A 24,802-nucleotide genomic window follows, 5' to 3' on the forward strand; every position below is an offset into this window, starting at 1 on the left:
AGCGAGGCGCTTTGGAGCTGAGTCGCTGGTGATATCGCGCCCCCGGCCCGGCCTCTGCCCCGGCGAGTCGTCTGCGCTATCAGCTCCAAAGGCAACAGCGAGTCTTGTTCCCGGCGGTACGAGCCCACGCAGCACGAGCCTGCGCCAACCCAGCGGCGGGACCGGGGTGTCGGGTGGTCCGCGACCCGGGGTTACCGTGGGGGACGTGGCGCTCTCCCTGGCGATCTCCCCCTGTCCCAACGACACCTTCGTCTTCGACGCCCTGGTGCACGGCCGGGTGCCGGGCGCGCCGCCGGTCGAGGTGACCTACGCCGACGTGGACGTCACCAACACGGCTGCCGAGCGCGGGGCGTTCGACCTGGTGAAGGTGAGCTACGCGGCGCTGCCCTGGCTGCTCGACGACTACCACCTGCTGCCCTGCGGCGGCGCGCTGGGCCGGGGCTGCGGTCCGCTGGTGCTCACCCGCGGCGACCGGGCCGACCTGTCCGGCGCGACCGTGGCGGTGCCGGGCGAGCGGACCACGGCGTACCTGCTCTTCCGGCTCTGGTCGGCGGAACGGCCGCCGGCGCGGATCGAGGTGGTGCCGTTCCACGAGATCATGCCGGGCGTCGCCGCCGGGCGGTACGACGCCGGGCTGGTGATCCACGAGGCCCGGTTCACCTACCCCCGGCACGGGCTGACCGCGCTGGTCGACCTCGGCGAGTGGTGGGAGGGCGACACCGGCCTGCCGATCCCGCTCGGCGCGATCCTGGCCCGCAAGGGCTCCGTCGACCCGGTCGAGGCCGCCGCGTGGGTCCGCGAGTCGGTCCGCCAGGCGTGGGCCGACCCGGAGGCCAGCCGGGAGTACGTCCTGGCCCACGCGCAAGAGATGGAGCCCGACGTGGTGGACCGGCACATCGCCCTCTACGTCAACGATTTCACCGCCGACCTTGGTGAGGCCGGCTTCGCCGCCGTCGAGGTGCTGCTGGGCCGGGCCGCCGACGCCGGGCTCGTCCCTCAGACCTCCAGCTCGCTCGCCACCGCGTGGACCAGCTGAGCGATCTTCTGCGCGGTCTTGCGATCGGGGAAGCGGCCCCCGCGCAGGGCCGGCTGGACCTTCGCCTCCAGCACCTTGATCATGTCTTCGACCATGCCGTGCAGCTCCTCGGCCGGTCGGCGGCGCAGCTCCGCCACGGACGGCGGCGCCTCCAGCAACTTCACGCCCATCGCCTGAGCGCCGCGCCGGCTGTCGACCACACTGAAATCGACCCGCTGGCCGCCCTTCAGGTCGGTGACACCCGCCGGCAGCGCGCCCTTGGGCAGGAACACGTCGCCACCCTCGTCGCTGGTGACGAATCCGTATCCCTTGGCCGCGTCATACCACTTCACTCGACCCGTCGGCACTTGAAACCCCTGCTTCGCTCGATACCGCTACCCCCTCAAGGCTAGCCGGATGATCCGGTCCAGCGCCGCTGGGAATCGGGTGAGATCATCCAACACCGTGTGCGCCCCGGCGTCCCGCAGTTCGTCCGGCGGGCAGGGCCCGGTCGCCACTCCCACGCCCGGGATTCCCGCCGCTTTCGCGGCCACCATGTCCGCGAGGTGATCCCCCACATAGAGGGTGGCGCCGTGCTCCCGCAGCGCGGTCGCCTTCTGCTCGGCGAAGAGGTCCCCGGCCAGCTCGTCAACGGCCAGCCCGAGATGGTCCAGGTGCAGCTTCGCCAGCCGGCCGAGCTTCGAGGTCACCACCATGACCCGGCCGCCACGCGCGTGCACCGCCTCGATCGCGGCCTCCGCGCCGGGCATCGGCAGGCTCGGGGTGATCGCGTACGCCGGGTAGAGCTCGCGGTAGGTGACCACCGCCTCCTCCACCTGCTCGGGCGGGAACCAGTGGGCGATTTCCGTGCGCAGCGGCGGGCCGAGCCGCGACACCGCCGCGTCCGCGTCGACGGGCACGCCGGTCAGCGCGGTCAGCGCCCGGTACGCGGCGGCGATGCCGGGACGCGAGTCGACCAGAGTCATGTCGAGGTCGAAGCCGACCATCAGTGAAGGCATGCCGAGAACGTACCCAGAACCGAGCCGGACGTCCGAGGGGCGCGACCACCCCTGACCGGGCTAGCGTGGTACGACGATGACCACCTCACTCGCCGACCACCTGCGGACCCTTCCCGACGAGTCCCTGGCCGCCCTCCTGCGGCTGCGGCCGGACCTCGTCGTGCCGGTGCCGGCCGACATCTCCGCCCTGGCCATCCGGGCCCAGTCGCGGGTCTCCGTGGCCCGGGCGCTCGACGGACTGGACCAGTTCACCCTGCAAGTCCTGGACGCCGCCCGGCTCACCCGGGACCCGGAGGGCGGCGGCACCGCCACCGAGGCGATCCTGGCGCTGGCCACCGCCGGCCCGCACCCGCCCGCCCCGACCGCCATCCGGCGCGCCGTGGACAAGCTCCGCGCGCTCTTCCTGCTCTACGGCCCCGAACACGACCTGCACGTGGTGGACGGGGTCGACGAGGTCTCCCCGTACCCGGCGGGGCTGGGCCGACCGGCGGCGGAGCTGGACCCACGGACGGCGGCGCTCTGCGCGGACCCGGCGAAGCTGCGGCGGACGCTGCTGGCCGCACCCCCCTCGGCCCGGGCGATCCTGGACCGGCTCGCCGCCGGGCCGCCCGTCGGCACGGTGCCCCCGGGCGCGCTCGACGCCCCCGCCACCGGCGCGGAGGACGAACTGCCCCCGGACCTGACCAACGGCGGCGCACCGACCGGCTCGCCGATCCGCTGGCTGGTGGATCACCGGCTGCTCGTGCCGATCTCCAGCGGCCGGGGCGGCGCCGTCGAACTGCCCCGCGAGGTGGCGCTGCTGCTACGCCGGGACAGCGGGCCGCTCGGCCCGCTGCGGACCGACCCGCCCGTGGTGGCGAGCCTGCCCCGGGAGCCGAAGGCCGTCGACTCCGCCGGGGCCGGACAGACCATGGAGGTGGTACGCCACACCGAAGCGCTGCTGGAGAGCCTCGCCACCGAGCCGGCCCCGGTGCTGCGATCCGGCGGCGTCGGCGTCCGCGACCTGCGCCGGCTCGCCCGCGGGATCGGGCTGGACGAGCCGACCACCGCGCTGCTGTTCGAGGTGGCGTACGCGGCCGGGCTGCTCGGCGAGCTGGAGCTGACCGGTGTGGCCACCACCCGGTACGGCGGCGACCAACAGATCCTGCCCACCGGCGGGTACGAGGTGTGGCGGGCCAGCTCGCTCGCCCAGCGCTGGGAGCAGCTGGCCCGGGCCTGGCTGGCCATGACCCGACAGGTGGGCCTGGTCGGCCAGCGCGACGACCGGGACCGGCCGATCTCGGTGCTGTCCGCCGAGGCGGAACGGGCCGGCGCCCCGACCGCCCGACGCGGTGTGCTCGCCGTCTTGGCCGACCTGGCCCCGGCGACCGCCCCGACCCCGGACGAGGTGCTGGCGCTGCTGGACTGGCGGGCGCCCCGACGGGCCCGGGGCCGGGAGGCCGCGCACCGCGAGGTGCTGGCCGAGGCGGCCCAGCTCGGGGTGACCGGGCTCGGCGCGCTCACCTCGTACGGGCGGCTGCTGCTGGTCGACGTGACCGAGGCCGACGAGCGGGCCGACGACCCGCTCGGGCTGCTCTCCGACGCCGAGTCGGGCGAGCCGTCGACCGCCGTACGCGCGTTGGACGCGCTGCTGCCCGCCCCGGTCGACCATTTCCTGCTGCAGGCCGACCTGACCGTGGTGGTGCCCGGCCCGCCCGACCCGGCGCTCGCCGGCGAGCTGGAGGTGGTGGCCGAACACGAGTCGGCGGGCGGGGCGAGCGTGCACCGGGTCACCACGGCCAGCGTCCGGCGGGCCCTGGACGCCGGCTACTCGGCCGACGACCTGCACGCGCTGTTCCGCCGCCGCTCGCGTACGCCGGTGCCGCAGGGGTTGGCCTACCTGGTGGACGACGTGGCCCGCAAGCACGGCGGGCTGCGGGTCGGCGGGGCCGGCGGGTACGTGCGCAGCGACGACGAGGCGCTGCTCAGCGAGGTGCTGGCCGACAAGCGACTGGAGTCGATGGCGTTCCGCCGGCTGGCTCCGACGGTGCTGGTCACCCCGTACCAGGTGGGGCGGATGCTGTCCGCGCTGCGCGACGCCGGGTACGCGCCGGTGCCGGAGGACGCCAGCGGCTCGGCGGTGCTGTCCCGGCCGAAGACCCGACGGGCCCCGGTCCGGGTGCCGGTCACCTCCCGCGGCCTGGACCCGCTCGCCACACCCAGGCTGCCCATGCCCCGGCTGCTCGGGGTGGTGGAGCAGATCCGACGCGGAGACGCGGCGGCGCGGGCGGCCCGGCGCGCCCCGGCGGTGGTCCGGGGTGGCGTGGCGCGCACGGGTCCGGTGCCCGCGCACACGCACAGCGACGCGCTCGCCGTGCTCCAGCAGGCGGTCCGCGACAAGGCGCTGGTCTGGGTGGGCTACGTCGACGCGCACGGGGCGACCGCGTCCCGGCTGGTCCGCCCGGTGTCGATCGGGGCGGGCTACCTGCGTGCCGAGGACGAACGGACGGAGATGCTGCACACCTTCGCGCTGGCCCGGATCACCGCTGCAGTGTTGGAGGACTGACTCGGCCCCGGGCCGCAGGCCCGGGGCCGAGTCAGTCGCCGGGGCGACTCAGGTGCCGGCGCGGTGACCGAAGACGACCACCCGGGTGCCGACCTTGCCCAGCTTCCAGAGCTGAACCGCGTCCTGGTGCAGCAGGTTGATGCAGCCGTGCGAGCCGATCGACTTGTTGTGCAGGTAGGTGGTGGTCTCGTGGAAGCCGATCCCACCGTTGAACTGCTGCCAGTACGGCAGCCACACCTTGTACGGGGTGGACCAGGCCTTCTTGTTCCGCCAGCCGACCCGGTAGGTGCCGGTCGGGGTGGCGTACCCGGCCATGCCGGTGCGGGTGACCGTCGGGCGCATGACGACCTTGCCGCCCTTCATCGCCCAGACCGTCTGCCGGGTCAGGTCGATGCAGAAGGTCAGCGCGGAGCCGGCCTTGCAGCGGCGTACATCGGTGGTGGCCAGCCGCTTGGCCACGTCGTACGTGGTGGGGCCGGCGCGGCCATTGGTGGGGCTGATCCCGTACCGGCGCTGGAACTTCTTGATCGCGGCGCAGTCGGCGGCGGACTGCTTACCGTCCTCGGTCAGCTTGCCGAACCCGCCCAACTTGTTCAAATACTTCTCCACGGCCCGCTGGTGCTCGCCCAGCGGGCAGCCGGTGGCGCTTGACTTCGACACGGCGGCGGTCGTCGTGGACTGGGTCGACTGACGCGGTGTGAGTGCGTGCGCGTTCGCCCCCGATGCTGTCTCCGTCATGGCGACGGGCATCGGGGCGGCCGCCCCGGCGCTGTCACCCTGCGGATCGAGCGCACACGCACCCACGCCGACCAGCACGACCGCCGCTAACGCGACGACCCGAGCCGTGACCCGGACATGCTTCATGGACCCTCCCCCTGGAAAGGTGTTCCCTTTCTAGACGTGTGAGGCGGATGTCTCGTTGCCTGTCCGGCGTGACATTTTTCGGACACCTTTCCGCGTGCAAGACTGGATGGTCCGCCTTCGGCAGGTCAGCCGGCATGCGGGCGAGGAGAATCCGGCAAGGGAGAGGGCGCTGGCATGGGCGGTGGACCACTGATCGTGCAGTCGGACAAAACCCTGCTGCTGGAGATCGACCACCCCGACGCGCAAGCATGCCGGATGGCCATCGCGCCCTTCGCCGAGCTGGAGCGCTCCCCCGAGCACGTGCACACCTACCGGCTCACCCCGCTGGGTTTGTGGAACGCCCGGGCGGCCGGCCACGACGCCGAGGGCGTGGTGGACTCGCTGATCAAATACTCGCGCTACCCGGTGCCGCACGCGCTGCTGGTCGACGTGGCCGAGACCATGGACCGGTACGGCCGGCTCCAGCTCGCCAACGACCCGGCGCACGGCCTGGTGCTGCGCGCCCTGGACCGGGTTGTGCTGATCGAGGTCGCCAAGAGCAAGAAGCTCGCCGGGATGCTCGGCGCGAAGCTCGACGACGACACCATCGCGGTGCACCCGTCCGAGCGGGGCCGGCTCAAGCAGGCGCTGCTCAAGCTGGGCTGGCCGGCCGAGGACCTGGCCGGTTACGTCGACGGCGAGGCGCACCCGATCGAGCTGGCCGAGGCCGGCAAGGACGGCGTGAAGCCGTGGACGCTCCGGTCGTACCAGCGGGAGGCCGTGGAGGCGTTCTGGGCCGGCGGGTCGGGCGTGGTGGTGCTCCCCTGCGGTGCCGGCAAGACCCTCGTCGGCGCGGCGGCCATGGCCGAGGCGAAGGCGACCACGCTGATCCTGGTGACGAACACGGTCGCCGGCCGGCAGTGGAAACGGGAGCTGATCGCCCGCACCTCGCTGACCGAGGAGGAGATCGGCGAATACTCGGGTGAGCGCAAGGAGATCCGGCCGGTCACCATCGCCACGTACCAGGTGCTCACCTCGCGGCGCGCCGGCGCGTTCACCCACCTGGATCTGTTCAACGCCCGCGACTGGGGCCTGGTCGTCTACGACGAGGTGCACCTGCTGCCCGCGCCGATCTTCCGGTTCACCGCGGACCTCCAGGCCCGCCGCCGGCTGGGGCTGACCGCGACCCTGGTACGCGAGGACGGCCGCGAGGGAGACGTGTTCAGCCTGATCGGCCCGAAGCGGTACGACGCGCCCTGGAAGGACATCGAGTCGCAGGGCTGGATCGCCCCGGCTCAGTGCACCGAGGTACGGGTCACCCTCACCGACGCCGAGCGGATGACGTACGCGACGGCCGAGGCCGAGGAGCGCTACCGGATGGCCGCGACCGCCCGCACCAAGCTGCCCGTGGTGCGCGCCCTGGTCGAGCGGCACCCGAACGAGCAGGTGCTGGTCATCGGCGGCTACATCGACCAACTCCACCAGCTCGGCGAGTATCTGGACGCGCCGATCGTGCAGGGCTCGACCACCAACAAGGAGCGCGAGCGCCTCTTCGACGCGTTCCGTTCCGGCTCGCTGCGGACGCTGGTGATCTCGAAGGTCGGCAACTTCTCCATCGACCTGCCCGAGGCGGCCGTGGCGATCCAGGTCTCCGGCACGTTCGGCTCCCGCCAGGAGGAGGCCCAGCGCCTCGGCCGGGTGCTGCGCCCGAAGTCCGACGGCCGGCAGGCGCACTTCTACACGGTCGTCTCCCGGGACACCATCGACACCGAGTACGCCGCCCACCGGCAGCGCTTCCTCGCCGAACAGGGGTACGCGTACACCATCGTGGACGCCGACGACGTCCTCGGCCCGACGCTGCCCTCCTTCGACTGACCCCTTCGAGCTTGATCAACTCCGTGTGCGGCATGTCGTGGTCTCCGGGCCACCCCGACACCCCACGTGCCGCACACGGAGTCGATCGTGAGGCGCGCGCGCCTCGGGGCGACGGCGGTCGAAGGGGCGAACTGGCCCCGCGGCGGCACCTGCTCGCCCTGCTCCGCCATGTCCGCGATCACTTCACGCACAAGCTCATGGAGCCCCTGCAGAGCCGCAATCTGCGAGGAGGCCAGCCACGAGAGGGATGGAAACTCGGCGCAGGCGGCGACGAACTGGGGCGTCGCTGATGAGGTACACCGCCAGATGCGTACGCTCGGGCGCTTGGTGGGCGATCAGCGTGCCGGAGATCAAGGGCGTCTTCTCTCAGGCTCGCCGTCTCGACCAGGTCGAAGGGATGGCACGTGAAGCCATCGCCCTCATGCTCGACGTCGACCCGCACAGCTTCGATGTCGACGTGCAGCCCGACCTGCCGCAAGAGCGTGACTGACCGGCGCCGGTCAGGCGGCTCGTGCACTTACTGTGCTCGCCCGGCGAGAAGCCATCGTGCGACGGGGACCTGGATCAGGACGCGGGCGCCCTCGGCCGTGACCAGCGCGGTGATGTCCCACCCGTCGTACTTGCCCTTGAACATCTCCACGATGTCGGCCGGGAAATCGTCGCGGTGGATCGTGGCCGAGCCCTCGGCCACGACCGGAGCGACGCCACCCTCCAGGGCAAGCGACACCCGGGGGTCTCGCGCCAGGTTGCGTACCTTCTTGTTCCGGGCAGAACTGCCCACCCACCAGGCCATCTCGTGGAACACGAACCAGACCGGGGTGACGTGCGGGCTGCCGTCCGGCCGTAGCGTGCAGAGCCACACGTGCCACTCGTGACGTAACCGCTGGAGAACCTCCTGGTCGAGCTTTTCCGGCACGACGCCCTCCTTTCTTCCGGCCCTCAGCGGCGCAGGACGGTTTCCCGCTCCATGTGCGACAGCTTCTCGGGATTGCGTACGGCGTAGATCCCGGTGATCAGGCCGTCGTCGATACGCAGGGCCAGGACGCTGTCGAGCTCGCCGTCGAGGTGGACAATCAGCGCCGGGTGACCGTTGACCTGCGCCGGCCGCAGCGACGAGATGCCGGCGACCCTGCCCCACCCGCCGGCCAGCAAGCGTGCCACCTTGTCGGCCCCCACGATGGGGCGCGGGACGGCCTGCTTGACTCCGCCGCCGTCGCCGAGCAGGACCACATCCGGCGCGAGAATGTCGAGCAGGCTCTGCAGCTCGCCCGTCTCGACCGCCCGCTGGAACGCGTCGAGCGCACCCCGGGTCTCGGCCGCTGAGACGACCTGCCGGGGTCGCCGCGCTGCGACGTGGGCCCGTGCCCGGTGCGCGATCTGGCGTACGGCGGCTTCGCTCTTGTCGACGGCTTCGGCGATCTCGTCGTACCCGAGGTCGAACACCTCGCGCAGCACGAACACCGCCCGCTCGGTCGGCGCGAGCGTCTCCAGCACCAGCAGCATCGCCATCGAGACGCTGTCGGCCAACGCGACGTCCTCCGCCACGTCGGGCGTAGTCAGCAGCGGCTCGGGCAACCACGGGCCGACGTACGACTCCTTGCGCCGGCCGAGGGTACGCAGCCGGGCGAGTGCCTGGCGGGTGGTGATCCGGACCAGGTAGGCGCGCTGATCCCGTACCGTGCCGAGGTCGACCCCGGCCCACCGCAGCCAGGTCTCCTGCAGGACGTCCTCCGCATCGGCGGCCGAGCCGAGCATCTCGTAGGCGACCGTGAACAGCAGGTTGCGGTGGGCGACGAACGTCTCGGTGGCCTGGTCCGGCGTACCCATCATGGGTGGCTCCTGTTCGCTCGACTGCGTCACCCACCAGATGCCGGGCACCGCTGCTCTGTGACACCGGGACGTCGCCTTGGCCGCTGACTGTGTCGGGCGTCACCTGGCCGTGCTGTCACAGGGGCCTGATCGCCGGCATCTCTTGTTCGTCAACGCCACACCACGAGTGAGGACGAAACGATGGACACCCGGTTCAACATGTTCGACAACGAGATCGCCGTCAAGTTCTTCAAGCGGTTCGCCAACGCCGGCATGGTGATCCAGCAGTCGCCGCTGCCGAAGTCCACCCAGGAGCTGGTGTCGCTGCGGGCCAGCCAGGTCAACGGTTGCGGTTGGTGCATCGACATGCACACCAAGGAGGCCGAGGCGGCTGGCGAAACCTCCGTCCGGCTCCACCTGGTCGCCGCCTGGCGCGAGTCCACCGTCTTCACCGAGGCCGAGCAGGCCGCGCTGGCGCTCGCCGAGGAGGGCACCCGGCTCGCCGACGCCCACCAGGGCGTGTCCGACGAGACCTGGGCCCAGGTACGCAAGCACTACGACGACGACCAGATCGCCGCGTTGATCTCCCTGGTCGCCCTGATCAACGCCGCTAACCGGCTCGCCGTGATCGTGCACCAGCGGGGAGGTTCCTACCAGCCCGGCATGTTCGCCGCCGCGTTCGACCACTGACTCACCGACAAAGCCGGCCCGGCCCAGGATCAGCCGATCCCGGGCCGGGTCCAGGCGCGGCCCGGGTGTCCCTCGCGCTTCCTACAGACTTGATGTCGTAAACGATTCGGCCGTCGGACTCAGTTGAGCCCTGGGCGTAGGACACCGACCTGCTCGATGTGGGCGGCGATGGCGCCGACGAAGGCGGCGAACCCGATCTCGGGGTCGGGCTGCCGAATCGGCGCTTCAGGCTCCCGGGACGAAGTGACAAGGCAGGTGGCGTCGTACAGGCCCGCGCTCATCAGGCGCTTGCAGAGGATCGCGTACCGGTCGAGGTATGACGTGTCGACGAAGACCGGGTCGACCGGCAACGTGCCGCTCCGGGTCCTGCCCTTGCGGGTCGAGCCGGCCGCCTCTTCCAGCAGAAGCACGTAGCCGAGCCACGGTCGAAGCGGGCCGAGCAGACCATGCTCGTACGCCCGCCGCACGTCGACGGCGCTCCCTATCGCCTCTTCGTGGATTTGCAACGCACGGCGTCGGGCGGAAAGCCGGCGTCGCGGAAAACGTTTGCCAGCAACTCGGTCAGCGCGTCGAGATGCGCCCCGCCCGTGACCGCGCCTCGGCCACCGGTGTCCGCCTTGCCGGACAGCAGCTTCTTCGCGGCCTGCGACTCTCGAACCGCCCAGGAGTTACGAACCGCCTCCTCGAACGCCCACTGATCCATCGAGCACATCCCCCGAGTCCTCAATCCCGTACACGCGCAGCGCAACCTCCGTCGCCGCGCGCGTATCCCGCTTGGCGAACGCGGCGGCGAGCGCAGCACGGTCGGCGGCCGAGATGGTCTCGGGCCTTGGGACACGGATCCGACGCAGATACTGGGCTTGGAACCGAAGGGTGCCGCCACGCATCCTAACCGCGTAAGCCTCCACAAAGGCCTGTGCGACACGGGAGAGCAACAGTCCGCCCAGGACTCGCAAATCCCAGGCGTCGGAGACGATGTAGTACAGGTTGTGATGCGGGTAGAAGCCACCCTCGTCCAGGACGGGATGAATGGTGGTCTTCATGTCCGGGAGGAGCAGCTTCGGGCGGGCAATCAGGGAGTGGTCGACCTTGTCGATCGTCTTGTACCAGTGCGCGGGCCGTTTGCCGGCGACGTGCCGGCGCTTCAGGGTGGCGGCGTGCCGCTGGTAATACGCCCGCAGGCGCGGCAGGGCGTCCAGGTCCACGAGTTGCCCGTCGGCATCCCAGGGGTTGACAAGATAGTGGCCGGACCACGACAGCGTGCCCGACGTCGTGTCGCGGACCATCGACAGCGGCAGCAGCCGTCGCGGCTCGACGTCCGCGTCCGTGGTGATGAAGACGCCGTCGGCACCCGTCGCCACACCGATGCCGACCCGGGTGCCGGTCGCCGGGTCCTCCAGGGGGGAGAAGCGGTCGTTCAACGCCTCGATCAGGGCGAGCCGGGCCGGGGAGCCGGACGGCCAGGAGTCCCCGCCGTCGAACCAGTGGGGTAGGCGGGCGATCTCGTAGCGGTCGTCCGCCCGGGGTGAGGACTCCGGGTTGGCGATCCATTCCACCAACTCGAGAGCGTCCGCAGGTCCGAAAGACCGTCGGGTGTCCGCTACGGCGACGGCCGCCTGCGGGGCGCGGCGCAGCACGGTGACCGCCGGGTAGGCCGCGACCTGCTCCTCGAACGCGTCCACGTCGTGCATGGTGACGGCGACGTCAACGCTGTAACCAGTGGCGATGAGTTCCCGCAGATGCCGGCCGTACTGGTTGCGCATCCAGCGGTCGGCACAGATGTACGCGAGTACGCCGCCCGGTTTCAGCGAGCGCAAACCACGCTCATAGAAGCCGACGTAGAGATCGGAACGGCCGGTCATGGTGGGACACGCGGCGCGGTAGGCGAGCATGCGATCCGCCGGCACATCTTCCAGCCGTACGTATGGCGGGTTGCCCACGACGAAGTCCACGCCCCCGGCGACCTGCATCTCGAGGAGGTAGTCGCCCTGCCGCACCCACGCCGCCGCCACCTCGCCCGCCTCTGCGAGCGACCAGCCTTCATCGACCAGCACCTGCCGTATCAGCCGGCGGCTGGCCGCCACGTTGGGTGCCAGCAGGTCGAAGGCGCGCAGTGCGCGCTTCGCGTCCAGCAGGGGGCGGTCGTGCTTCCGGCACGAGGCGCTGACGCGGGCCGCCATCGAGGCCAGGAAGGCACCGCCGCCACAGGCCGGTTCGACCGCCACCAACGCGGCGAGATCTCGGTCGGGGGTGTAGCCAGCCAGGTCAAGGATCAGATCGACGACCCAACGGCGAGTGAAGACCTCGCCGTGCATGAGCTGTCGCGCCTGACCTGCCACCGCGTCCATCCGACGAGCATAGGACAGACGGCTGGTCGCCAAGCCGGCCAGGAAAGCGCGACACGGCGCCGGAGCGGCGTCAGCGCATCCTCGTCAGGCGCGGATATGCAGACACCATCGCCGGGAGCGATCGAGCCGGGAGTGACTGTCCCTCGCACTCGCTACAGACCTGATGTCGTAAACGACTCAGCCCAGCCGTCACCGCCCTCAGGACTCGGCGACGAAGACGCCGCGGCCTGGGCGGCCGACCAGCACGCCCTGCTCCCGCAGCTTCGCCACCGCCCGGCTGATCGTGGACTGCGAGACGTCATACGCGTCTGCCAGCGCCCGCCCGGAGGGCAGCTGCGAGCCGGGCGGGTACGTCCCGTCTTTGATCTTGCTCATCAGATCGTCGAGCAGCTCGTCCATTGTGGGTGGAATAGGCACGTCAGGCCCCTTGCAGTCGGTTGGCCCGCCCAGTATCGATCAACCGCTCCGGCACAGGCAACGCACGTAGCACGGGTGACACAGGTGAATCACTGACTCAGAGACATGCTTGACATAGGTGACTCGGTGGCAATACCGTCACTCCTGGTGATGCGGTGCTGCTGCGGTCGGTTGGCGCCTCTCGTACCGGTCTCGCATCGCCGTCGAGACCTCACCCTCCGCGCTCCCCCGGCGCGGGCCCTGCTGCCGTACCCGAGCCAAGGCCGCAGGGCGGGGCGGTCTCCGTCGACCGCAACCGGCGGAGGCCGCCCCTTCCAGCACGATGCGATCCGACGAAGGGCGGTCCCCGTGCGCAACCTGATCCGTCGGCTGGCGGGCCGACGCGAGGAACAACGTCCGCCGGAAGCAGGCCAGCACAAACTCCCTCTGCGGCCCTGGCAGATCCGCGAGCGGCATTTCAACGTACGCCGGAAGGGCCTCGACCCGGTCGAGATCCGCGCCTTCCTGCACCGGGTGGCCGACGAGCTCACCGTCGCGCAGACCGCCCTGGTCGCAGTGCGGGAGGAGAACGTACGCATCAAGGATGCCCTGCGCACGTGGCAGAGCGCCCAGGCGGCGAAACGGCACTACCGATGACCGAACGTTGGGTGATCCACCTGCCGGTCAGCGTGCCCGACCTGCACCGCGCCCGGATCTTCGCCCGTACCGCCGCCCGGTTGTTGGCCCAGCTCAGCGCCCGGATCGAGCCGGGCGGGGTGACCGTGTCGACCGAGGACCAGCAGTGCGTACGCCATTGGGTTTTCTGTGATCGGCCGTTGCCCGACGGCGGCGGGCGGTGTGCGCTGCCGGTCGACCACAGCTCGCCCTGCGCGCGGCGCGCACCGTGGCTCAACCGCCGCCGGTGACGACGACCCGTCGCAGGCGCCCGGGAAGCCTGAGTCGTTTACGTCATCAGGTCCAAAGGCAGAGTGGAGCGGACCTCGGCCCGCTCCCGGCACCCGCGGCGGCGATGTGCGCGGTCAACGACAGCGCGCCCAGCCGGCCGGCGGTCGTCCTACGCCACGGCGCTGCCGGCGGTGGCCGTCACGGGCGGCGGCGGCGCAGATAGCGGGCGCGGCGGCCGGCGTCGCGGAACCCGAGCCGCCGGTACAGGTCGGCGGCCGGGTTGTTGTCGTTCACGCAGAGCCACGCCTCCCGCGCACCATCGTCGGCCAGCGCCCGCAGCGCGCACCCCACCAGGTACGCCCCGACCCGCCGGCCCCGCCAGTCCGGTACGACGCCCACCTGGTCGATCCAGTTGTCGATGATGTTGACGAAGCCGACCGCCGTGCCGTCGGGGCCGCGTGCGAGCAGCGACAGGTCCGGCCGGTATTCGTCGTCCTCGCGCAGGTCGCCCAGCCATTCCTCGGCGGTGGGCGCGGCGAAGCCGGGCCGGTCGGCGAAGGACGCGCTGTACGTCTCGAACAGTTCGGTATCGAGCGTCACCGGCTCGGTCTTCACCCCGTCGGGGCGGGCGACGTCCGGGAGAGCGTCGAGGTCGTGCCGCAGCACCCACTCGGTGAAGGTCCGCTCGAAGCCGCGCGCCGTGAAGAGGGCGTCCGCGCCCGCGTTCCAGGACTCGGTGGTCAGCAGCAGGTCGGCGTCGCCGGCCTGCGCCTCCGCCCAGCTCAGCAGTCGGCCGCCGAGGCCCCGCCCACGCCAGGCCGGATGCACCAGGCCGGTGCTGGTGGCCGGCACCCGCCCGGTGCCAACCCCCACGGCCGCGACCAAGCCGCCGTCGTGCCAGGCACCGAGGGTACGCGTCTGGAGCAGCCGCGCCCGCAGCAGCGGAGGACGGGCGAACAGCGGCAGCCCACCGTCCACGGCCAGGCACGCCTCGGCCAGTTCGGTCAGCTCCGCGAGGTGCTCCTCGCCGAACTCTTTCCAGATCAGCACGTCCGTTCACTCCTCAGGATCGCGGGGCACCTGCGGCGTCGAGCGCCTCCAGCAGCGTCCGCAAGCGGCGCTCACGGCGGAACCGTCCCTCGAAGAGGCCGATCTGCCAGGCGGCCGGGCTGTGTACGCGGCTGCGCCAGTGTTCGGCCAGCTTGCGGGTGTCCTCGTGCGCGGTCAGCGCCTCCGCTACCGCAGGCGGCAGTTCGAGCACGAGGATCGGGCTACCGGGCCTGTCGCGCTCCACGCGGACGCCCCTGAGCGCACCGGCCGGCAGCCGCACGTCCCACCAGTCCGGGTCCTCAGGGTCGGCGCCGGCCAGTTCGTCGGCCCACACGCCGCGCAGCCGGCCGCGGATCTCCCCGTCGGCGATGGAGAGCATCGGGTATCCGGCGCCGTAGCCGTACCAGGTGCCGGCGCCGATGCTGACCAACAGGTAGATCAGGGGGATGGCCAGCGCCACGGCAGGCGCGGCGACGACCGGTATCCACAACGTCGGCTGACCCATCGGCGCGGTCGCGAGCAGAAGCAGAGCCACGACGACGGCCAGCCCGAAAATCCCCGCAAGGGTCACCGGGCGCATTCGGTAGCCGGCTCTGATCGGCCGCAGCGTAGCGAGCACGCGCAGCATCGGCCGGCGCATGCGCAACTCCGGTGCCTGGATACTCATGGCTAGCCGAGGTTGACGCGCAGCTGTTCGAGCTTGTCCCGCTGCGCGTCGACGAGCCGCTGATACTGGGCGACCTGTTCCCGGGCCTGGCGGACGGCGTCAGTGCCGTACGCATCGGCGCCCTGGGTCAGCTGCGCGACCACATCGGCCAGGTTGGCGCTGGCCGCGTCGGCGGCCCGGCCGACGGCGGCGAGGATGGCCTCTCGCAGCTCATAGGTCTGCATCCGCCGGGTCTCCGCGGCCAACTCGATGTCGACAAGGCGGCCGCTCGCGCCGCACGTCGCCCGCACCAGGCCCGCGTCGTCGGCCCCCTCACCGGTGAGGTTCTGCATGCTGGCGGCGAACCGGTTCGCCTGCTCAGCCATGCCCTCGATGAGGCGTCGTACGTCTGGGTCGGTCACGAAGACTCCTTCCCGTGGGGTCAGGCGAAGTTCTCGCCGACATGGAACTCGGTCAGGTCGGGCGTGCCCTTGACACCGTCGTCCGGCAGCGCCATCAGCTTCAGGAAATCCTTGGCGAGCCCGTTGATGACCGCCAGGACCAGCCCGCCCAGCGAGGCCACCGCCGCAATGATGGTGGTGACGGAGCCGGCCACGACCGCCCCGGTTGCCTCGATGATCGGCTCGAGCACGACGGCGGCGCCGGGCACGAGCTCGGCGGCGCGCATGGCGATCAGCCAGATCAGGAACGGCGCGGTCATCGCACCCAGGGCCAGCCACAGGCCGCTGAGGGCGATCTCCAGGGAGTGCAGGGCCTCGCCCAGGGTGTGGATGTACGCGCCGAGTTCGTCCAGGTGGGCCTTGAGCTTGGTGGCCATGATGACGAAACTGTCCTTGCCCTGGCCCTTCCAGGTGCCGGTGGCCGCCGAGCAGATCTTGTCGAAGTTCGCGTTGAGGGCCTTCTGCAGCTGGTCGCCATGGCGGATCAGATCGGCACCGGCCTGGGCGATGCCGACCGGGTTGGCCACGAACAGCACGGCGCCGGCCACGCCGATGATGAACGTCGGGCACAGCGCCGCGCAGGCCGACATGCTGCCGAGGATCGCGCCGATCTCCACCAGTGTGATCGAGGCGGCTGCGGTGGCGAGCACCCCCGGATCCTGAGCCAGCTGGGCCACGCCCGTCCTGCCGTAGGCGTCGGCGAAGCCGCTCACCGACGCCGGCGTGCCACCGAACCCGCTGACGTGCAGGTCCTCCGCGCGCTCGTACTGATCCGCGACGACGCCGAGTTTCGCGCCGATCTGCCGGCACACGTCCGCCGCGCCTTGCACGTCCTTGACCAGAAACTCGACGCGCTGGATGTAGATTGCCTCGGCCGGCGACAGCGCGATGCCGAACCCGGGCGGCTCGACGACCGCGTCGCGGGCGATCTCGTCCGCCTTGTGCGCGTAGTCATCCGCGACAGTGGTGCCGAGGGTTCGCCCGTGCAGGCGAACGTCGTCCGGGTCCACAGCGAAGTCACCCATGCCGCCCTTCCTCTCCTTCTCAAAGCACGCGGGTGGGCTGCTCGGCGGCGATGCGGGCGTCCCGGCGGGCGGGGGCCAGGTTCGCGCAGATCACCACGGACGCGCCGGCGGCGAGCGGGGCGAGGAGCCACTTCAGCGGCTGCTCGTGCTCGGCCGCGTCGACCAGGAGCCGGTCACCGGCCCGCAGGTCGAGCTGTTCGGCGATTTCCGTCGCGAGTCGCCGCCAGGCGCCGTAGCTGGTGCCGTCGGGGCTGGCCGGGTCCCATGGGCGGACGGCGGTGTAGTCGGGCGGGGTGTCGGTGTGCCGCAGCACCTCGCTGGACCAGTCGAGCCAGCCGACGGGCACGTCGGCCAGCGGCCCGGGACCGGTGCCGACGAGATAGCGGTGCACCCCTTCGGGCACGTCCTCCAGCCAGTCGTCGAGGCGTTCCGGGGTCACGAACACCGCGTCGTACGGCCGGTCGCCGCCCGGTTCGAGGACCGGCAGCCCGGCGGTGGCCCGCGGCCGGAACGACACCGCCATGCCGACAGACCAGGCGCCGATCAACACCGCGGCGGTACGCCAGTGCGGCGGCAGCAGCACCGCGACCCGGCTGCCGGGGCCCAGCCCGCACCCGTCCCGCAGCAGGCTCGCGCTGCGCGCCGCCCAGCGGCCGAGCTCCGGCGCGGTCAGCTCGACCCGTTCGCCGGTCGCCTCGTCGTAGTAGGTGAGCAGCGGGGACCCGCCCTCGCTCAGGGCGTCGGCCGCTAGGGCGACGGGTGTGCGGTCAGCCATCGGGAAACTCCTCCCTGCCGGTCAGCCCACCCTAACGACCCGCCCGCCGCCGATCGACAGCCCGCTGACGGTGAAACAGTGGGGACCGTGCCGGACAGGTAGAGGTTGTGACGAAGTTGAAGCCGGATCGAGAGTTGCGCTTCCGGGCGCTGTACGCCGAGGCCTACCTCGACGTGCTGCGCTTCGCCCAGCGCCGCGTGCACCCCAGCCAGGCCGAGGACGTCGTCGCCGACGCCTTCCTGGTGGCGTCGCCAGCCGGGCATAGGTGTCATCGTTTGCGCTGGTGGGCCAGTATCACATTGCCTTGGCACCGGTGACTTCCTACCGCTGGCTTGAGTAGTACGCGGGCGCGAGGAGGCGCCCGATGGCTACCTCGCGCACGCCTGCCGAGGCGGACACGTTGGCCAGGTCGTGGGTCTTGTCGCAGGCGGTGGCGAGTCGTTCATCGTGAGTGGCAATGATGACCGTGGTGCCGTTATCGGCGAGCTGTCGCAACAGTGCGGTGACACTTTCTCGGTTGCCCGCGTCGAGAGAGGCTGTCGGCTCGTCGGCGTAGAGGACGTCGGCGCGCTTGTAGATCGCTCGGGCGATCGCCAGGCGTTGTTTCTCGCCCCCGGAGAGGTGGGCAGCGAGTTCCGCGCTGCGGCCGGTCAGGCCTGTGCGTTCCAAGGCAATGCCGAGGCGTCGCTGGTCGGCGGGCAGACGCCGGCCAAGAACGCTCATCTGCATGGTGACGTTGAACCCGACGGTCTCGTCGTCGATCACGCCGTAGTCCTGCTGGACGAAGGCGGCGTGGTGGCGCCAGAACTTCCGCCGTGCCGAATCCTTCCAGCCGGTGGTCTCGACACCGTCGATGCGCACCTGTCCGCAGGTGGGCTGCTGGAGCAGGCCGAGGCACTGCAACAGGGTGGTCTTCCCGCACCCGCTCGGGCCGATGAGGGCAGTCATCTGCCCGCTTTCACAGGTGACTGCGACGTTGTCGAACACGGTGTGAGAGCCGATGCAGACTCCCACTCCTCGGGTTTCGATAAGCATGTGCGTATCGCCTTTCTGTCGGTGGCTGGATGCGAGTGGGCTAGACGGTCCTGTTGATAACGACGGAGAACGTCCATCTGCGCGCAGCGAAGTGGCACATCGCGGAGATCGCCAGTCCCAGGACGCCAGCGGCGATGATCAGAGGCGTTCCGGGCAAGTCACGCCACAGCGTGAGCGTCACGATGGCTGCCACGAGCGCCAGTCCTACCGCGACTTCGGGGGCCAGCCGGTTGGCGAGGATGCGCACCGCCGAGGTGCCGGCCAGGCGCAGCTGGTAGTCCCGACGGATGTTCAATACGGCTGAGATGACGCTACCGACCGCAGCGCAGATCGTCATCGCAGCCAACAGCGCGGCCAGGGAGATGCTGTGCAGCCATGCGAAGTAGGCCAAGAATTCAGCGCGAAGCAGCCCGTCTTCGGCCAGGTACTGCACCCGCACCGCGCCGGTGAGCCCTTCATCGGCCACCAACTGCTGGGTTGGCTCGAGGCCGGTGAAGGTCAGGTTCGACGAGGTGGCGGAGGAGGCAAGGAAGTCTTCGTTGAACATCCTCAGTTCGGGCACGACCGCCAGGAAAACCCGGTCGAAGAAGATCAGCTGTCCACTGCCGCTTTCGGCCACCGGCAGCGCCAGCTCACCGTCGAAGCGGTAGTAGCTCACCGCCTCGACGAGCTCGCTGGGGTCGGCGCTGGGCTCGCGTTGCCAGATCTGAAGGCTCGGCAGAAGGAAGCTCCGCACCGCCTCGGGCAGATCACCGACGGAGATTGCGGTGAGTTCAGCGTCGTCGGTCTCGACCAGGTCCAACCACCGCTGGGTGACCAAGGCCAGGCCGCCGTAGCTCTGGCGTCCCTGCCCGCCGAGGTCGAGGTAGTCCGCTGACCACGCGTGCGACAGGCTCACCGCGCCGTCCTGCTCGGCCCGCAGCGCCACGGCGGTGACCGGGCCCTTGATCTCGTTGAACTCGCCGTCGGTGGCGCCTAGTTGGAAGGTCAAGCCGACCTGGTCTGCCAGCAGGCGCCACTGAGCCTGCTCGTCAGCGGCCGCGGTAGCCGCACGCATCGCACCGTAGGCCGGGGCCACCGTGGAGATGACCAGAACGAACGTCAGTGCCTTCAACGCGGTGGCCACAGGCCGGTAGCGACGCACGGCCGGCTCACGTCGGGCCAGCGCTGCCGTCTTCGGCCAGGAGACCACCGACAGCACCACGACCGCCGCTAGGGTGGCGAAGACCACCAGCAGCTGTAGCAGCGCCAGGGTGGTCAGGAAATACGGCAGGAACCGGGACCCGTGAGCGAACCCGACATAGGCAGCAGAAGCCGCGTGGACCGCGAGCGCCGACAGAGTGATCGGCGCCATCAGTCCGATGATGTCTTCGACCACGATCCGGCTCGGTGCCGCCCCGGCCAGTACCCGAAGCGCACGTTGACGGGCACGGGAGGCTAGCCAGTAGACCGCTACGGCCACGAGCAAGACCACCGTGGCAATGAAGCAGGCGGCGAACGCCCCTTCGATAGCGATCATCCGCACCGTCGCGCCGTACCCGTCCGAGTTCCAGAACTGGCCTACCTGCCGCTGTGTCAACCACTCCTGCAGATGGACACGCCCTGCCTCGTCACCAGTGATCAGGTAGTGGCCATCGGCGAGCGAATGCTGCAAAGCCTCCGGTCCACGCACCTGCGCGTCTGGCAGGTCCCCGAAACGCACGAGGCGCGCCGGCAGCGTTCTGTGCTCGCCCACCACGGTGAGCACCTGGCCGGACTGATCGGCCCCCAGGTCACCTGTCACCTTGACCAGCCCCAGGTTCAGGTCGTCGCTCAATCGGCTCAGCTCGGCCAAGGCCTCCTGGTCACTCAGTCCCGACTCGCTGAACTCCAGCGTCACCGCCGCCGATGCGCCCGATTCCAGCGGCAACGAGCGGTCCCGAAGGTCGGTGAACACCGCCGCGAGTACTCCCATCAGCGCGAACACGACCACAGCAACGCCGGCCACGACTCGGCTGTGTAGTGACCTCAATTTGCTCTGCCGTCCCTTCGTCCGGGTTCGTTGAGTCGGCCGGCTCCTGGCCCGTCTCAACCTCTGCGTACATTCAACGTGGCTTCGTTGTGCCCGCCATCGGACCGTGGCCCGGCATTTTCTCTGACGTAGGCCTGAGGTCTGTCAGACCTGAGACCGATGCCGTTACTGGTGGCCTGGGTATCATTGGAGGATGAATGAGCGCCGCGTGTGCCGGGCACGCATATTGCCGGTCGTGGTCGCTGTGATCCTCGTCGTGATGGCGGTGTCTTTTGTCTTCGGTCTCACCGCCCGTAATTCGGCAATGGTTGCTCTAGGTGGCGCTATCGCAGTCATCATCTGGGCTCTACTCGAACTCCGTAGGGAAAGGGCGCACCATGAAGCCGATCTCGCCAGGTGGGAGGCTTCTCAAACAGTGTTGGCCGAACGCGTGCGGATTGCCCGAGAACTGCACGACATCGTGTCCCATGGACTAGGGATGATCACGGTTAGGGCAGCAACCGCTAGGCACCTACATTCCCAACGATCGGATGAAGATCCAAGAGCGGCGGAACGGTCGCTCCTGGAAGCTCTTGACGACGTAGAGGAGGTCAGCAGGCAAGCAACTGTAGAATTGCGCCGCATGCTCCAAGCTCTACGCAATCCCGATGAAATAGCCCCGCGGCACCCCACTGAGAACTTGGAGTCCTTGCCCGCGATCATCGCTGATGCGGAATCTTCCGGACTCGATATCGACCTAGATCACCCTGACCTGGGAGTCGTATCACTTGGTACGCAGGTGGTAGCCTGCGCAGTCATACGCGAGGGCCTGTCCAACGTCATCAGGCATGCTGGCCCCACCCGCGCTCAGGTGTCCCTCTCCCGTGAGAACGATACGGTAATAGTGATAGTCGACGATGAAGGACCCGGTACGGGATGGTCCAGCCAACCCGGAGCCGGTCACGGTCTCATGGGCCTGCGCGAGCGGGTCAAGAGCGTCGGTGGAACGCTTGAAGTTAGGCCCCACGGTTCCGGCTACCGCCTCTGGGCCACGATCCCCAGTGGTGCATGATGACCCTTTCCGCTGATGTAGCCAAGGTGGTTTTGGTCGATGACCACCTCCTTCTGCGCCAAAGTCTCGCTTCCCTCGTCGACGCAGATCCACATCTCGCTGTAGTGGGCCAAGCTAGCGATGGAATCGAAGCAATCGACACCATTAGCGCCAGTCGACCTGACGTGGTCCTCATGGACGTCCGGATGCCACGACTCGATGGAATCGAGGCAACCAGGCGCCTCTGTCGAAACACAAACCTTTCCCACACCCGGGTACTTGTGCTGAGCATGTTCGAGCTCGACGAGTATGTCTACCAGGCAATACGGGCCGGAGCCAGTGGATTTCTCCTCAAAGACACGCGTCCTAACGAACTGCTCGACGCCATCAAGCGCACCCACGCCGGAGAATCCCTCTTCGCCCCCACAATTTTGACTCGACTTATTGAGCACTATATAAGCATCGCACCACAAAGTGCCGACCAGGAGGCCGCCGGTCGATTGGTGGCGAATCTGACAAGCCGCGAGACCCAGATTCTTGAACTGATAGGACGAGGGTTGTCAAATGAGGAGATATCTCAACATCTCACCATTTCGATCAAGACTGTGAAGACCCACGTCTCGCATCTACTGAGCAAACTTTCTGCACGAGACCGTACGCACCTCGTCATCGCCGCCTACAACGCCGGTCTCGTCAGGCCACTACACCGGAACCGCGAAGTCTCCGACTGAGAATGCCGGTATCGGGTAGACGGCGCGGACCTCACCCGCCGTCCGCCACAGATCCGGACGTAAGCCTTCCGACATGAACTCCCACGACAGCGGAAGTCGCGCGCTGCTCGTCTGGCTGAGCTGAGCACCTCGCCTGCGGTGTACGGCCTGGTCGCCGGCCGTTTGCCCGCCGCGCCGGCGGAGACGCGGGCTAGTTCCGGAACTTGAAGTACTCCCAGTAGCTGTAGGTGGCCAAGTTCGCGGTGCTGCCGCCGAACTTGGCCCGCACCCGGTACGGGACGCCGACCGTCCGCTTTCCGGTATAGGTGTACTTGCCCACGCTGGCGGAGTTCAGCTTCAGGCACTTGCTGGTCGACACCGTGCGCCACTTGCCGGACTTGTACGCCTGCACCGTGTAGTACATGCACGTGCCCTTGTTGTTCGGCGTGACCCAGCTCTTCGTCACCGGGTTGGCTTTCCTCTGGAAGACCCGATATTTGCCCGACCTTTTCACGGCCGGGGAGACCAGCGCCACGTCCACCTTCGCCGGCGTCGTGACCACCTGGGTGGCCGTGGCGGGTGCGTACCGGTGATCCCCGGCGAAGGTCGCGGTGAAGGTGGTCCTTTTGTGGATCAGGTGGGTGGCCGTCAGGTTGCCGGACGAATTCACCGTGCCGCACTTGAGTGTCATCCGGCCCTCGCCATAGGACTGGGCGTACAGGCAGACCTGCCGGTTGGTGTACGTGGTGCCCAGGAAGGCGGTCACGGTCACGGGTGGCGCCCAGTTCTTGGGGTCCGCCTTCGTCGTGAGGCGCAGGGTGGCGGGGTCGTGGGAAATCCGCACGGTGGCCGATCGGCTCGACCCGTCGACAAAGGTGTCGCCCGCGAAGGTCACGGTGTAGGTGTTACTGCCGCCGACCAGCGGCGTGTCGGTGAAGGAGAACTCCCCGGTTGCGGTGGTCGTGACCGCGGGCAGCGTACGGCTGCCCGTGTCGTCCTTCCGCATCACGTGGAGAGTCCACGGCGGCGATCCGGGCGCTCCGCTGAACGTCAACGTGCCGCTGATGGTGAGCTTCGCGGCACGGGCGCCCGTTGAGGGCGTGGAGAGGGTGAGCGCCGACGTGGCACCGGTCATCCAGACCGTGGCCGATCGGCTGGCGGGCGCATGCGTCCCACTGCCCGGGTAGGTGACCGTGTAGGTGTTGTTGCCGCTGTGGGTCGGCGTGTCGGTCAGGGAGTAGCGGCCGTTGGCCTCGGTGGTCACGTCCGACAGGGCATGGGTGCCCGAGGCGTCGCGCCGCGACACGTGCAGCGTCTGCGGGGACGACAACCCGTCGCTCGGGAACGTCAGCCACCCGCTCAGCGCCAGGGTCCTGCTCTGGCCGGTAGCCGGTGCGTACAGCTCGACCGAGGATTCCCTCCGGGTGAAGTCCGGCAGCAAAAGCAGGATCGGGTTCCGCCCAGAGCGGTCGGTGACGACGGCGTAGAGCATGTTGTTGCCGGCGCCGACCGCGAGACCGTGGCGGTGCAGTCGGACGGCGGACCGAAGCTCGTAGGTGCGTACCGAGGTCCCGTCCGTCCGCCTGACCCCGATCGTCGAGGCACTGTCGACCGCGCCGGCACCGAGGACGACAAAGGCGCCGTCTCGGGACGTTGTCACGGCCACCGGTGACCGGTCACTGTGGTAACGGCCTGCTGGCGAGAGATCCGCCGTCCAGTACGCCAGGTGGTAGCTCGCGAACACGTCGGAGTCGCCGGGCTGCCTGACATTGGAGCAGGCCAAGATCAGTTTGCGACCGTCGGGCGTCAGTGCCGCGTTCTGGAGGCCGAGGCACTCCTGCCACGATTCATCGGATTCCACCTTTGCCGGGGCCCCGGACGAAACATCGAACAAGGTCAACCTGGTCGGGCCGCCGGTCGACTTGATGCCGGACTGGTCGACCGCGAGCAGGAGGTCCGGGTTACCCGAAGTGCTGCGGAGTAGCGGCGGGGCGGTGTAGCCGTCGTCGAGCGGCAGGTTCAGGGCGATGACCGGCGTCGGTCCGCTCACGTCGAGCGAACCCAGCTTGAAGCCGGGGGCCGTGCACCCGTACCCGAAATAGATCTTTCCCCCGGCCCGCGCCAGTCGGGTCGGGCAGGTGCCGGCGCCGATACTGTGCCGACGCGTCTCGGTCAGCGTCTTGGTGTCGAGAGCGGCGATGGCGTCCGCGTCGGCCAGAGCCACGTAGAGCGTCGAGCCGTCCGGGCTGAGCAGCATACCGCTGGCACCCGGCAGCCCCGGAATCGTCCGCTGCGAGCCGCCGGACAGGTCCGTCAACCGCAACCCCGACCGACCCCGCCCGAGGCTGAAGAACAACCGCCCGTGGGCCGAGTCGACGACCATCTCATCGAACGCCTCGATGCCGAGTCCGACCTCGTTCTCGTAAACGGGCGGCTCGGGAGCCGGCGGTATCGCCACGCCGGCTCCCGGCGACGACACCACGACGAACGCGGCGCCGAGCACCGCGACCATGAGGCGTGCGATCAGCTTCCGCCGCACGTCCCACCTCCCACCCGTACGGTCAAGAATCGACACGCGTGCCCGATTCTGGACAAGCCTAGAGATCAGGTTGG

At 69.6% G+C, this 24,802-nt stretch carries 27 protein-coding genes; 10 read left to right on the forward strand and 17 right to left on the reverse strand.

Annotated features, from left to right (window positions below; translation table 11 throughout):
• Positions 1–205 precede the first annotated feature (205 nt).
• Positions 206–1,036 (forward strand): 1,4-dihydroxy-6-naphthoate synthase, encoded by an 831-nt coding sequence (locus ABZ671_RS02110; RefSeq protein WP_357849723.1) that lies wholly within the window; start codon positions 206–208, stop codon positions 1,034–1,036.
• On the opposite strand, the gene ABZ671_RS02115 is transcribed toward ABZ671_RS02110, so the two are convergent.
• Together ABZ671_RS02115 and ABZ671_RS02120 are read right to left on the reverse strand one after the other, a co-directional pair.
• The gene (locus tag ABZ671_RS02115) at positions 997–1,383 is read right to left on the reverse strand and encodes a cold shock domain-containing protein (RefSeq protein WP_357849726.1); all 387 of its coding nucleotides are present in this window, start codon (positions 1,381–1,383) and stop codon (positions 997–999) included. The genes ABZ671_RS02110 and ABZ671_RS02115 overlap by 40 nt on opposite strands.
• Positions 1,384–1,410: 27 nt before the next feature.
• Complete coding sequence (locus ABZ671_RS02120; protein ID WP_357849729.1) at positions 1,411–2,034, reverse strand: HAD hydrolase-like protein; 624 nt, start codon at positions 2,032–2,034, stop codon at positions 1,411–1,413.
• Between the two features lie 76 nt (positions 2,035–2,110).
• On the opposite strand from ABZ671_RS02120, the gene ABZ671_RS02125 reads away from it, so the two are divergent.
• Positions 2,111–4,579, forward strand: a complete 2,469-nt coding sequence (locus tag ABZ671_RS02125; protein WP_357849732.1) for a helicase-associated domain-containing protein — start codon at positions 2,111–2,113, stop codon at positions 4,577–4,579.
• A 48-nt stretch (positions 4,580–4,627) separates the two neighbouring features.
• Here the strand turns inward: ABZ671_RS02125 and ABZ671_RS02130 are convergent, their stop codons facing one another.
• Positions 4,628–5,443 (reverse strand): L,D-transpeptidase family protein, encoded by an 816-nt coding sequence (locus tag ABZ671_RS02130; protein ID WP_357849735.1) that lies wholly within the window; start codon positions 5,441–5,443, stop codon positions 4,628–4,630.
• Positions 5,444–5,617: 174 nt separating this feature from the next.
• Here ABZ671_RS02130 and ABZ671_RS02135 point away from each other — a divergent pair, with 174 nt between their 5' ends.
• A complete protein-coding gene (locus tag ABZ671_RS02135) occupies positions 5,618–7,297 on the forward strand; it encodes a DNA repair helicase XPB (RefSeq protein ID WP_357849738.1) in 1,680 nt (559 codons plus the stop codon).
• A 340-nt stretch (positions 7,298–7,637) separates the two neighbouring features.
• Positions 7,638–7,787, forward strand: a complete 150-nt coding sequence (locus ABZ671_RS02140; RefSeq protein ID WP_357849741.1) for a hypothetical protein — start codon at positions 7,638–7,640, stop codon at positions 7,785–7,787.
• Between the two features lie 27 nt (positions 7,788–7,814).
• Here the strand turns inward: ABZ671_RS02140 and ABZ671_RS02145 are convergent, their stop codons facing one another.
• Together ABZ671_RS02145 and ABZ671_RS02150 are read right to left on the reverse strand one after the other, a co-directional pair.
• Positions 7,815–8,213 (reverse strand): pyridoxamine 5'-phosphate oxidase family protein, encoded by a 399-nt coding sequence (locus ABZ671_RS02145; RefSeq protein ID WP_357849744.1) that lies wholly within the window; start codon positions 8,211–8,213, stop codon positions 7,815–7,817.
• 23 nt (positions 8,214–8,236) lie between these two features.
• Positions 8,237–9,127, reverse strand: coding sequence for an RNA polymerase sigma-70 factor (locus tag ABZ671_RS02150; protein ID WP_357849747.1), 891 nt, complete (start codon positions 9,125–9,127; stop codon positions 8,237–8,239).
• Positions 9,128–9,307: 180 nt separating this feature from the next.
• Here ABZ671_RS02150 and ABZ671_RS02155 point away from each other — a divergent pair, with 180 nt between their 5' ends.
• Positions 9,308–9,796 (forward strand): carboxymuconolactone decarboxylase family protein, encoded by a 489-nt coding sequence (locus tag ABZ671_RS02155; protein ID WP_357849750.1) that lies wholly within the window; start codon positions 9,308–9,310, stop codon positions 9,794–9,796.
• Positions 9,797–9,915: 119 nt separating this feature from the next.
• Here the strand turns inward: ABZ671_RS02155 and ABZ671_RS02160 are convergent, their stop codons facing one another.
• The 4 genes from ABZ671_RS02160 to ABZ671_RS02175 form a co-directional block, all read right to left on the reverse strand.
• A complete protein-coding gene (locus ABZ671_RS02160) occupies positions 9,916–10,263 on the reverse strand; it encodes a PaeR7I family type II restriction endonuclease (protein ID WP_357849753.1) in 348 nt (115 codons plus the stop codon).
• Positions 10,264–10,277: 14 nt separating this feature from the next.
• The gene (locus ABZ671_RS02165) at positions 10,278–10,499 is read right to left on the reverse strand and encodes a hypothetical protein (protein WP_357849756.1); all 222 of its coding nucleotides are present in this window, start codon (positions 10,497–10,499) and stop codon (positions 10,278–10,280) included.
• Positions 10,465–12,144, reverse strand: coding sequence for an Eco57I restriction-modification methylase domain-containing protein (locus ABZ671_RS02170; RefSeq protein ID WP_357849759.1), 1,680 nt, complete (start codon positions 12,142–12,144; stop codon positions 10,465–10,467). The genes ABZ671_RS02165 and ABZ671_RS02170 overlap by 35 nt, the downstream gene beginning before the upstream one ends.
• A 198-nt stretch (positions 12,145–12,342) precedes the next feature.
• A complete protein-coding gene (locus ABZ671_RS02175) occupies positions 12,343–12,543 on the reverse strand; it encodes a winged helix-turn-helix domain-containing protein (protein ID WP_357850584.1) in 201 nt (66 codons plus the stop codon).
• Positions 12,544–12,930: 387 nt separating this feature from the next.
• On the opposite strand from ABZ671_RS02175, the gene ABZ671_RS02180 reads away from it, so the two are divergent.
• Both ABZ671_RS02180 and ABZ671_RS02185 read left to right on the forward strand, forming a co-directional pair.
• Complete coding sequence (locus ABZ671_RS02180; RefSeq protein ID WP_357850587.1) at positions 12,931–13,197, forward strand: DivIVA domain-containing protein; 267 nt, start codon at positions 12,931–12,933, stop codon at positions 13,195–13,197.
• The gene (locus ABZ671_RS02185) at positions 13,194–13,466 is read left to right on the forward strand and encodes a hypothetical protein (protein ID WP_357849762.1); all 273 of its coding nucleotides are present in this window, start codon (positions 13,194–13,196) and stop codon (positions 13,464–13,466) included. The genes ABZ671_RS02180 and ABZ671_RS02185 overlap by 4 nt, the downstream gene beginning before the upstream one ends.
• A gap of 178 nt (positions 13,467–13,644) precedes the next feature.
• Here the strand turns inward: ABZ671_RS02185 and ABZ671_RS02190 are convergent, their stop codons facing one another.
• Genes ABZ671_RS02190 through ABZ671_RS02210 form a run of 5 tightly spaced genes read right to left on the reverse strand, consistent with a single transcriptional unit; the run spans position 13,645 to position 17,403 of the window.
• Positions 13,645–14,496 (reverse strand): GNAT family N-acetyltransferase, encoded by an 852-nt coding sequence (locus ABZ671_RS02190; protein ID WP_357849765.1) that lies wholly within the window; start codon positions 14,494–14,496, stop codon positions 13,645–13,647.
• A 13-nt stretch (positions 14,497–14,509) separates the two neighbouring features.
• On the reverse strand, positions 14,510–15,163 hold the full coding sequence (locus ABZ671_RS02195; RefSeq protein ID WP_357849768.1) for a hypothetical protein: 654 nt from the start codon (positions 15,161–15,163) through the stop codon (positions 14,510–14,512).
• A gap of 2 nt (positions 15,164–15,165) precedes the next feature.
• The gene (locus tag ABZ671_RS02200) at positions 15,166–15,564 is read right to left on the reverse strand and encodes a YbaB/EbfC family nucleoid-associated protein (protein ID WP_357849771.1); all 399 of its coding nucleotides are present in this window, start codon (positions 15,562–15,564) and stop codon (positions 15,166–15,168) included.
• 20 nt (positions 15,565–15,584) lie between these two features.
• Positions 15,585–16,628: a hypothetical protein gene (locus ABZ671_RS02205; protein WP_357849774.1), complete on the reverse strand. Its 1,044-nt coding sequence runs from the start codon at positions 16,626–16,628 to the stop codon at positions 15,585–15,587.
• 19 nt (positions 16,629–16,647) lie between these two features.
• On the reverse strand, positions 16,648–17,403 hold the full coding sequence (locus ABZ671_RS02210; RefSeq protein ID WP_357849777.1) for a TIGR03089 family protein: 756 nt from the start codon (positions 17,401–17,403) through the stop codon (positions 16,648–16,650).
• Positions 17,404–17,510: 107 nt separating this feature from the next.
• Between ABZ671_RS02210 and ABZ671_RS02215 the strand changes: the two genes are divergently transcribed.
• Entirely contained in the window at positions 17,511–17,720 is a 210-nt protein-coding gene (locus tag ABZ671_RS02215; RefSeq protein WP_357849780.1) for a hypothetical protein, read from the forward strand.
• Positions 17,721–17,724: 4 nt separating this feature from the next.
• Here ABZ671_RS02215 and ABZ671_RS02220 read toward each other — a convergent pair whose 3' ends face one another.
• The gene (locus ABZ671_RS02220; RefSeq protein ID WP_357849783.1) at positions 17,725–18,438 is read right to left on the reverse strand and encodes an ATP-binding cassette domain-containing protein; all 714 of its coding nucleotides are present in this window, start codon (positions 18,436–18,438) and stop codon (positions 17,725–17,727) included.
• A gap of 40 nt (positions 18,439–18,478) precedes the next feature.
• Positions 18,479–20,425: a hypothetical protein gene (locus ABZ671_RS02225; RefSeq protein WP_357849786.1), complete on the reverse strand. Its 1,947-nt coding sequence runs from the start codon at positions 20,423–20,425 to the stop codon at positions 18,479–18,481.
• A 217-nt stretch (positions 20,426–20,642) separates the two neighbouring features.
• Between ABZ671_RS02225 and ABZ671_RS02230 the strand changes: the two genes are divergently transcribed.
• Together ABZ671_RS02230 and ABZ671_RS02235 are read left to right on the forward strand one after the other, a co-directional pair.
• Complete coding sequence (locus tag ABZ671_RS02230) at positions 20,643–21,500, forward strand: histidine kinase (RefSeq protein WP_357849789.1); 858 nt, start codon at positions 20,643–20,645, stop codon at positions 21,498–21,500.
• A complete protein-coding gene (locus tag ABZ671_RS02235) occupies positions 21,500–22,210 on the forward strand; it encodes a response regulator transcription factor (RefSeq protein WP_357850589.1) in 711 nt (236 codons plus the stop codon). The genes ABZ671_RS02230 and ABZ671_RS02235 overlap by 1 nt, the downstream gene beginning before the upstream one ends.
• A 190-nt stretch (positions 22,211–22,400) precedes the next feature.
• Here the strand turns inward: ABZ671_RS02235 and ABZ671_RS02240 are convergent, their stop codons facing one another.
• Positions 22,401–24,728 carry a hypothetical protein gene (locus ABZ671_RS02240; protein ID WP_357849792.1) on the reverse strand — a complete coding sequence of 776 codons (2,328 nt, stop codon included), beginning with the start codon at positions 24,726–24,728 and terminating at the stop codon, positions 22,401–22,403.
• Between the last annotated feature and the right edge of the window lie 74 nt (positions 24,729–24,802).

This window comes from Micromonospora sp. NPDC006766, assembly GCF_040636055.1.
In the GTDB taxonomy this organism is placed as follows: domain Bacteria; phylum Actinomycetota; class Actinomycetes; order Mycobacteriales; family Micromonosporaceae; genus Micromonospora.

Excerpts from the sequence above, each read along its gene's own strand:
- ABZ671_RS02120 (WP_357849729.1), bottom strand. The coding sequence starts at position 2,034 with ATGCCTTCACTGATGGTCGGCTTCGACCTCGACATGACTCTGGTCGAC.
- ABZ671_RS02125 (WP_357849732.1), top strand. The coding sequence starts at position 2,111 with ATGACCACCTCACTCGCCGACCACCTGCGGACCCTTCCCGACGAGTCC.
- ABZ671_RS02130 (WP_357849735.1), bottom strand. The coding sequence starts at position 5,443 with ATGAAGCATGTCCGGGTCACGGCTCGGGTCGTCGCGTTAGCGGCGGTC.
- ABZ671_RS02135 (WP_357849738.1), top strand. The coding sequence starts at position 5,618 with ATGGGCGGTGGACCACTGATCGTGCAGTCGGACAAAACCCTGCTGCTG.
- ABZ671_RS02150 (WP_357849747.1), bottom strand. The coding sequence starts at position 9,127 with ATGATGGGTACGCCGGACCAGGCCACCGAGACGTTCGTCGCCCACCGC.
- ABZ671_RS02155 (WP_357849750.1), top strand. The coding sequence starts at position 9,308 with ATGGACACCCGGTTCAACATGTTCGACAACGAGATCGCCGTCAAGTTC.
- ABZ671_RS02165 (WP_357849756.1), bottom strand. The coding sequence starts at position 10,499 with ATGGATCAGTGGGCGTTCGAGGAGGCGGTTCGTAACTCCTGGGCGGTT.
- ABZ671_RS02170 (WP_357849759.1), bottom strand. The coding sequence starts at position 12,144 with ATGGACGCGGTGGCAGGTCAGGCGCGACAGCTCATGCACGGCGAGGTC.
- ABZ671_RS02175 (WP_357850584.1), bottom strand. The coding sequence starts at position 12,543 with ATGGACGAGCTGCTCGACGATCTGATGAGCAAGATCAAAGACGGGACG.
- ABZ671_RS02185 (WP_357849762.1), top strand. The coding sequence starts at position 13,194 with ATGACCGAACGTTGGGTGATCCACCTGCCGGTCAGCGTGCCCGACCTG.
- ABZ671_RS02195 (WP_357849768.1), bottom strand. The coding sequence starts at position 15,163 with ATGAGTATCCAGGCACCGGAGTTGCGCATGCGCCGGCCGATGCTGCGC.
- ABZ671_RS02205 (WP_357849774.1), bottom strand. The coding sequence starts at position 16,628 with ATGGGTGACTTCGCTGTGGACCCGGACGACGTTCGCCTGCACGGGCGA.
- ABZ671_RS02210 (WP_357849777.1), bottom strand. The coding sequence starts at position 17,403 with ATGGCTGACCGCACACCCGTCGCCCTAGCGGCCGACGCCCTGAGCGAG.
- ABZ671_RS02220 (WP_357849783.1), bottom strand. The coding sequence starts at position 18,438 with ATGCTTATCGAAACCCGAGGAGTGGGAGTCTGCATCGGCTCTCACACC.
- ABZ671_RS02230 (WP_357849789.1), top strand. The coding sequence starts at position 20,643 with ATGAATGAGCGCCGCGTGTGCCGGGCACGCATATTGCCGGTCGTGGTC.
- ABZ671_RS02235 (WP_357850589.1), top strand. The coding sequence starts at position 21,500 with ATGACCCTTTCCGCTGATGTAGCCAAGGTGGTTTTGGTCGATGACCAC.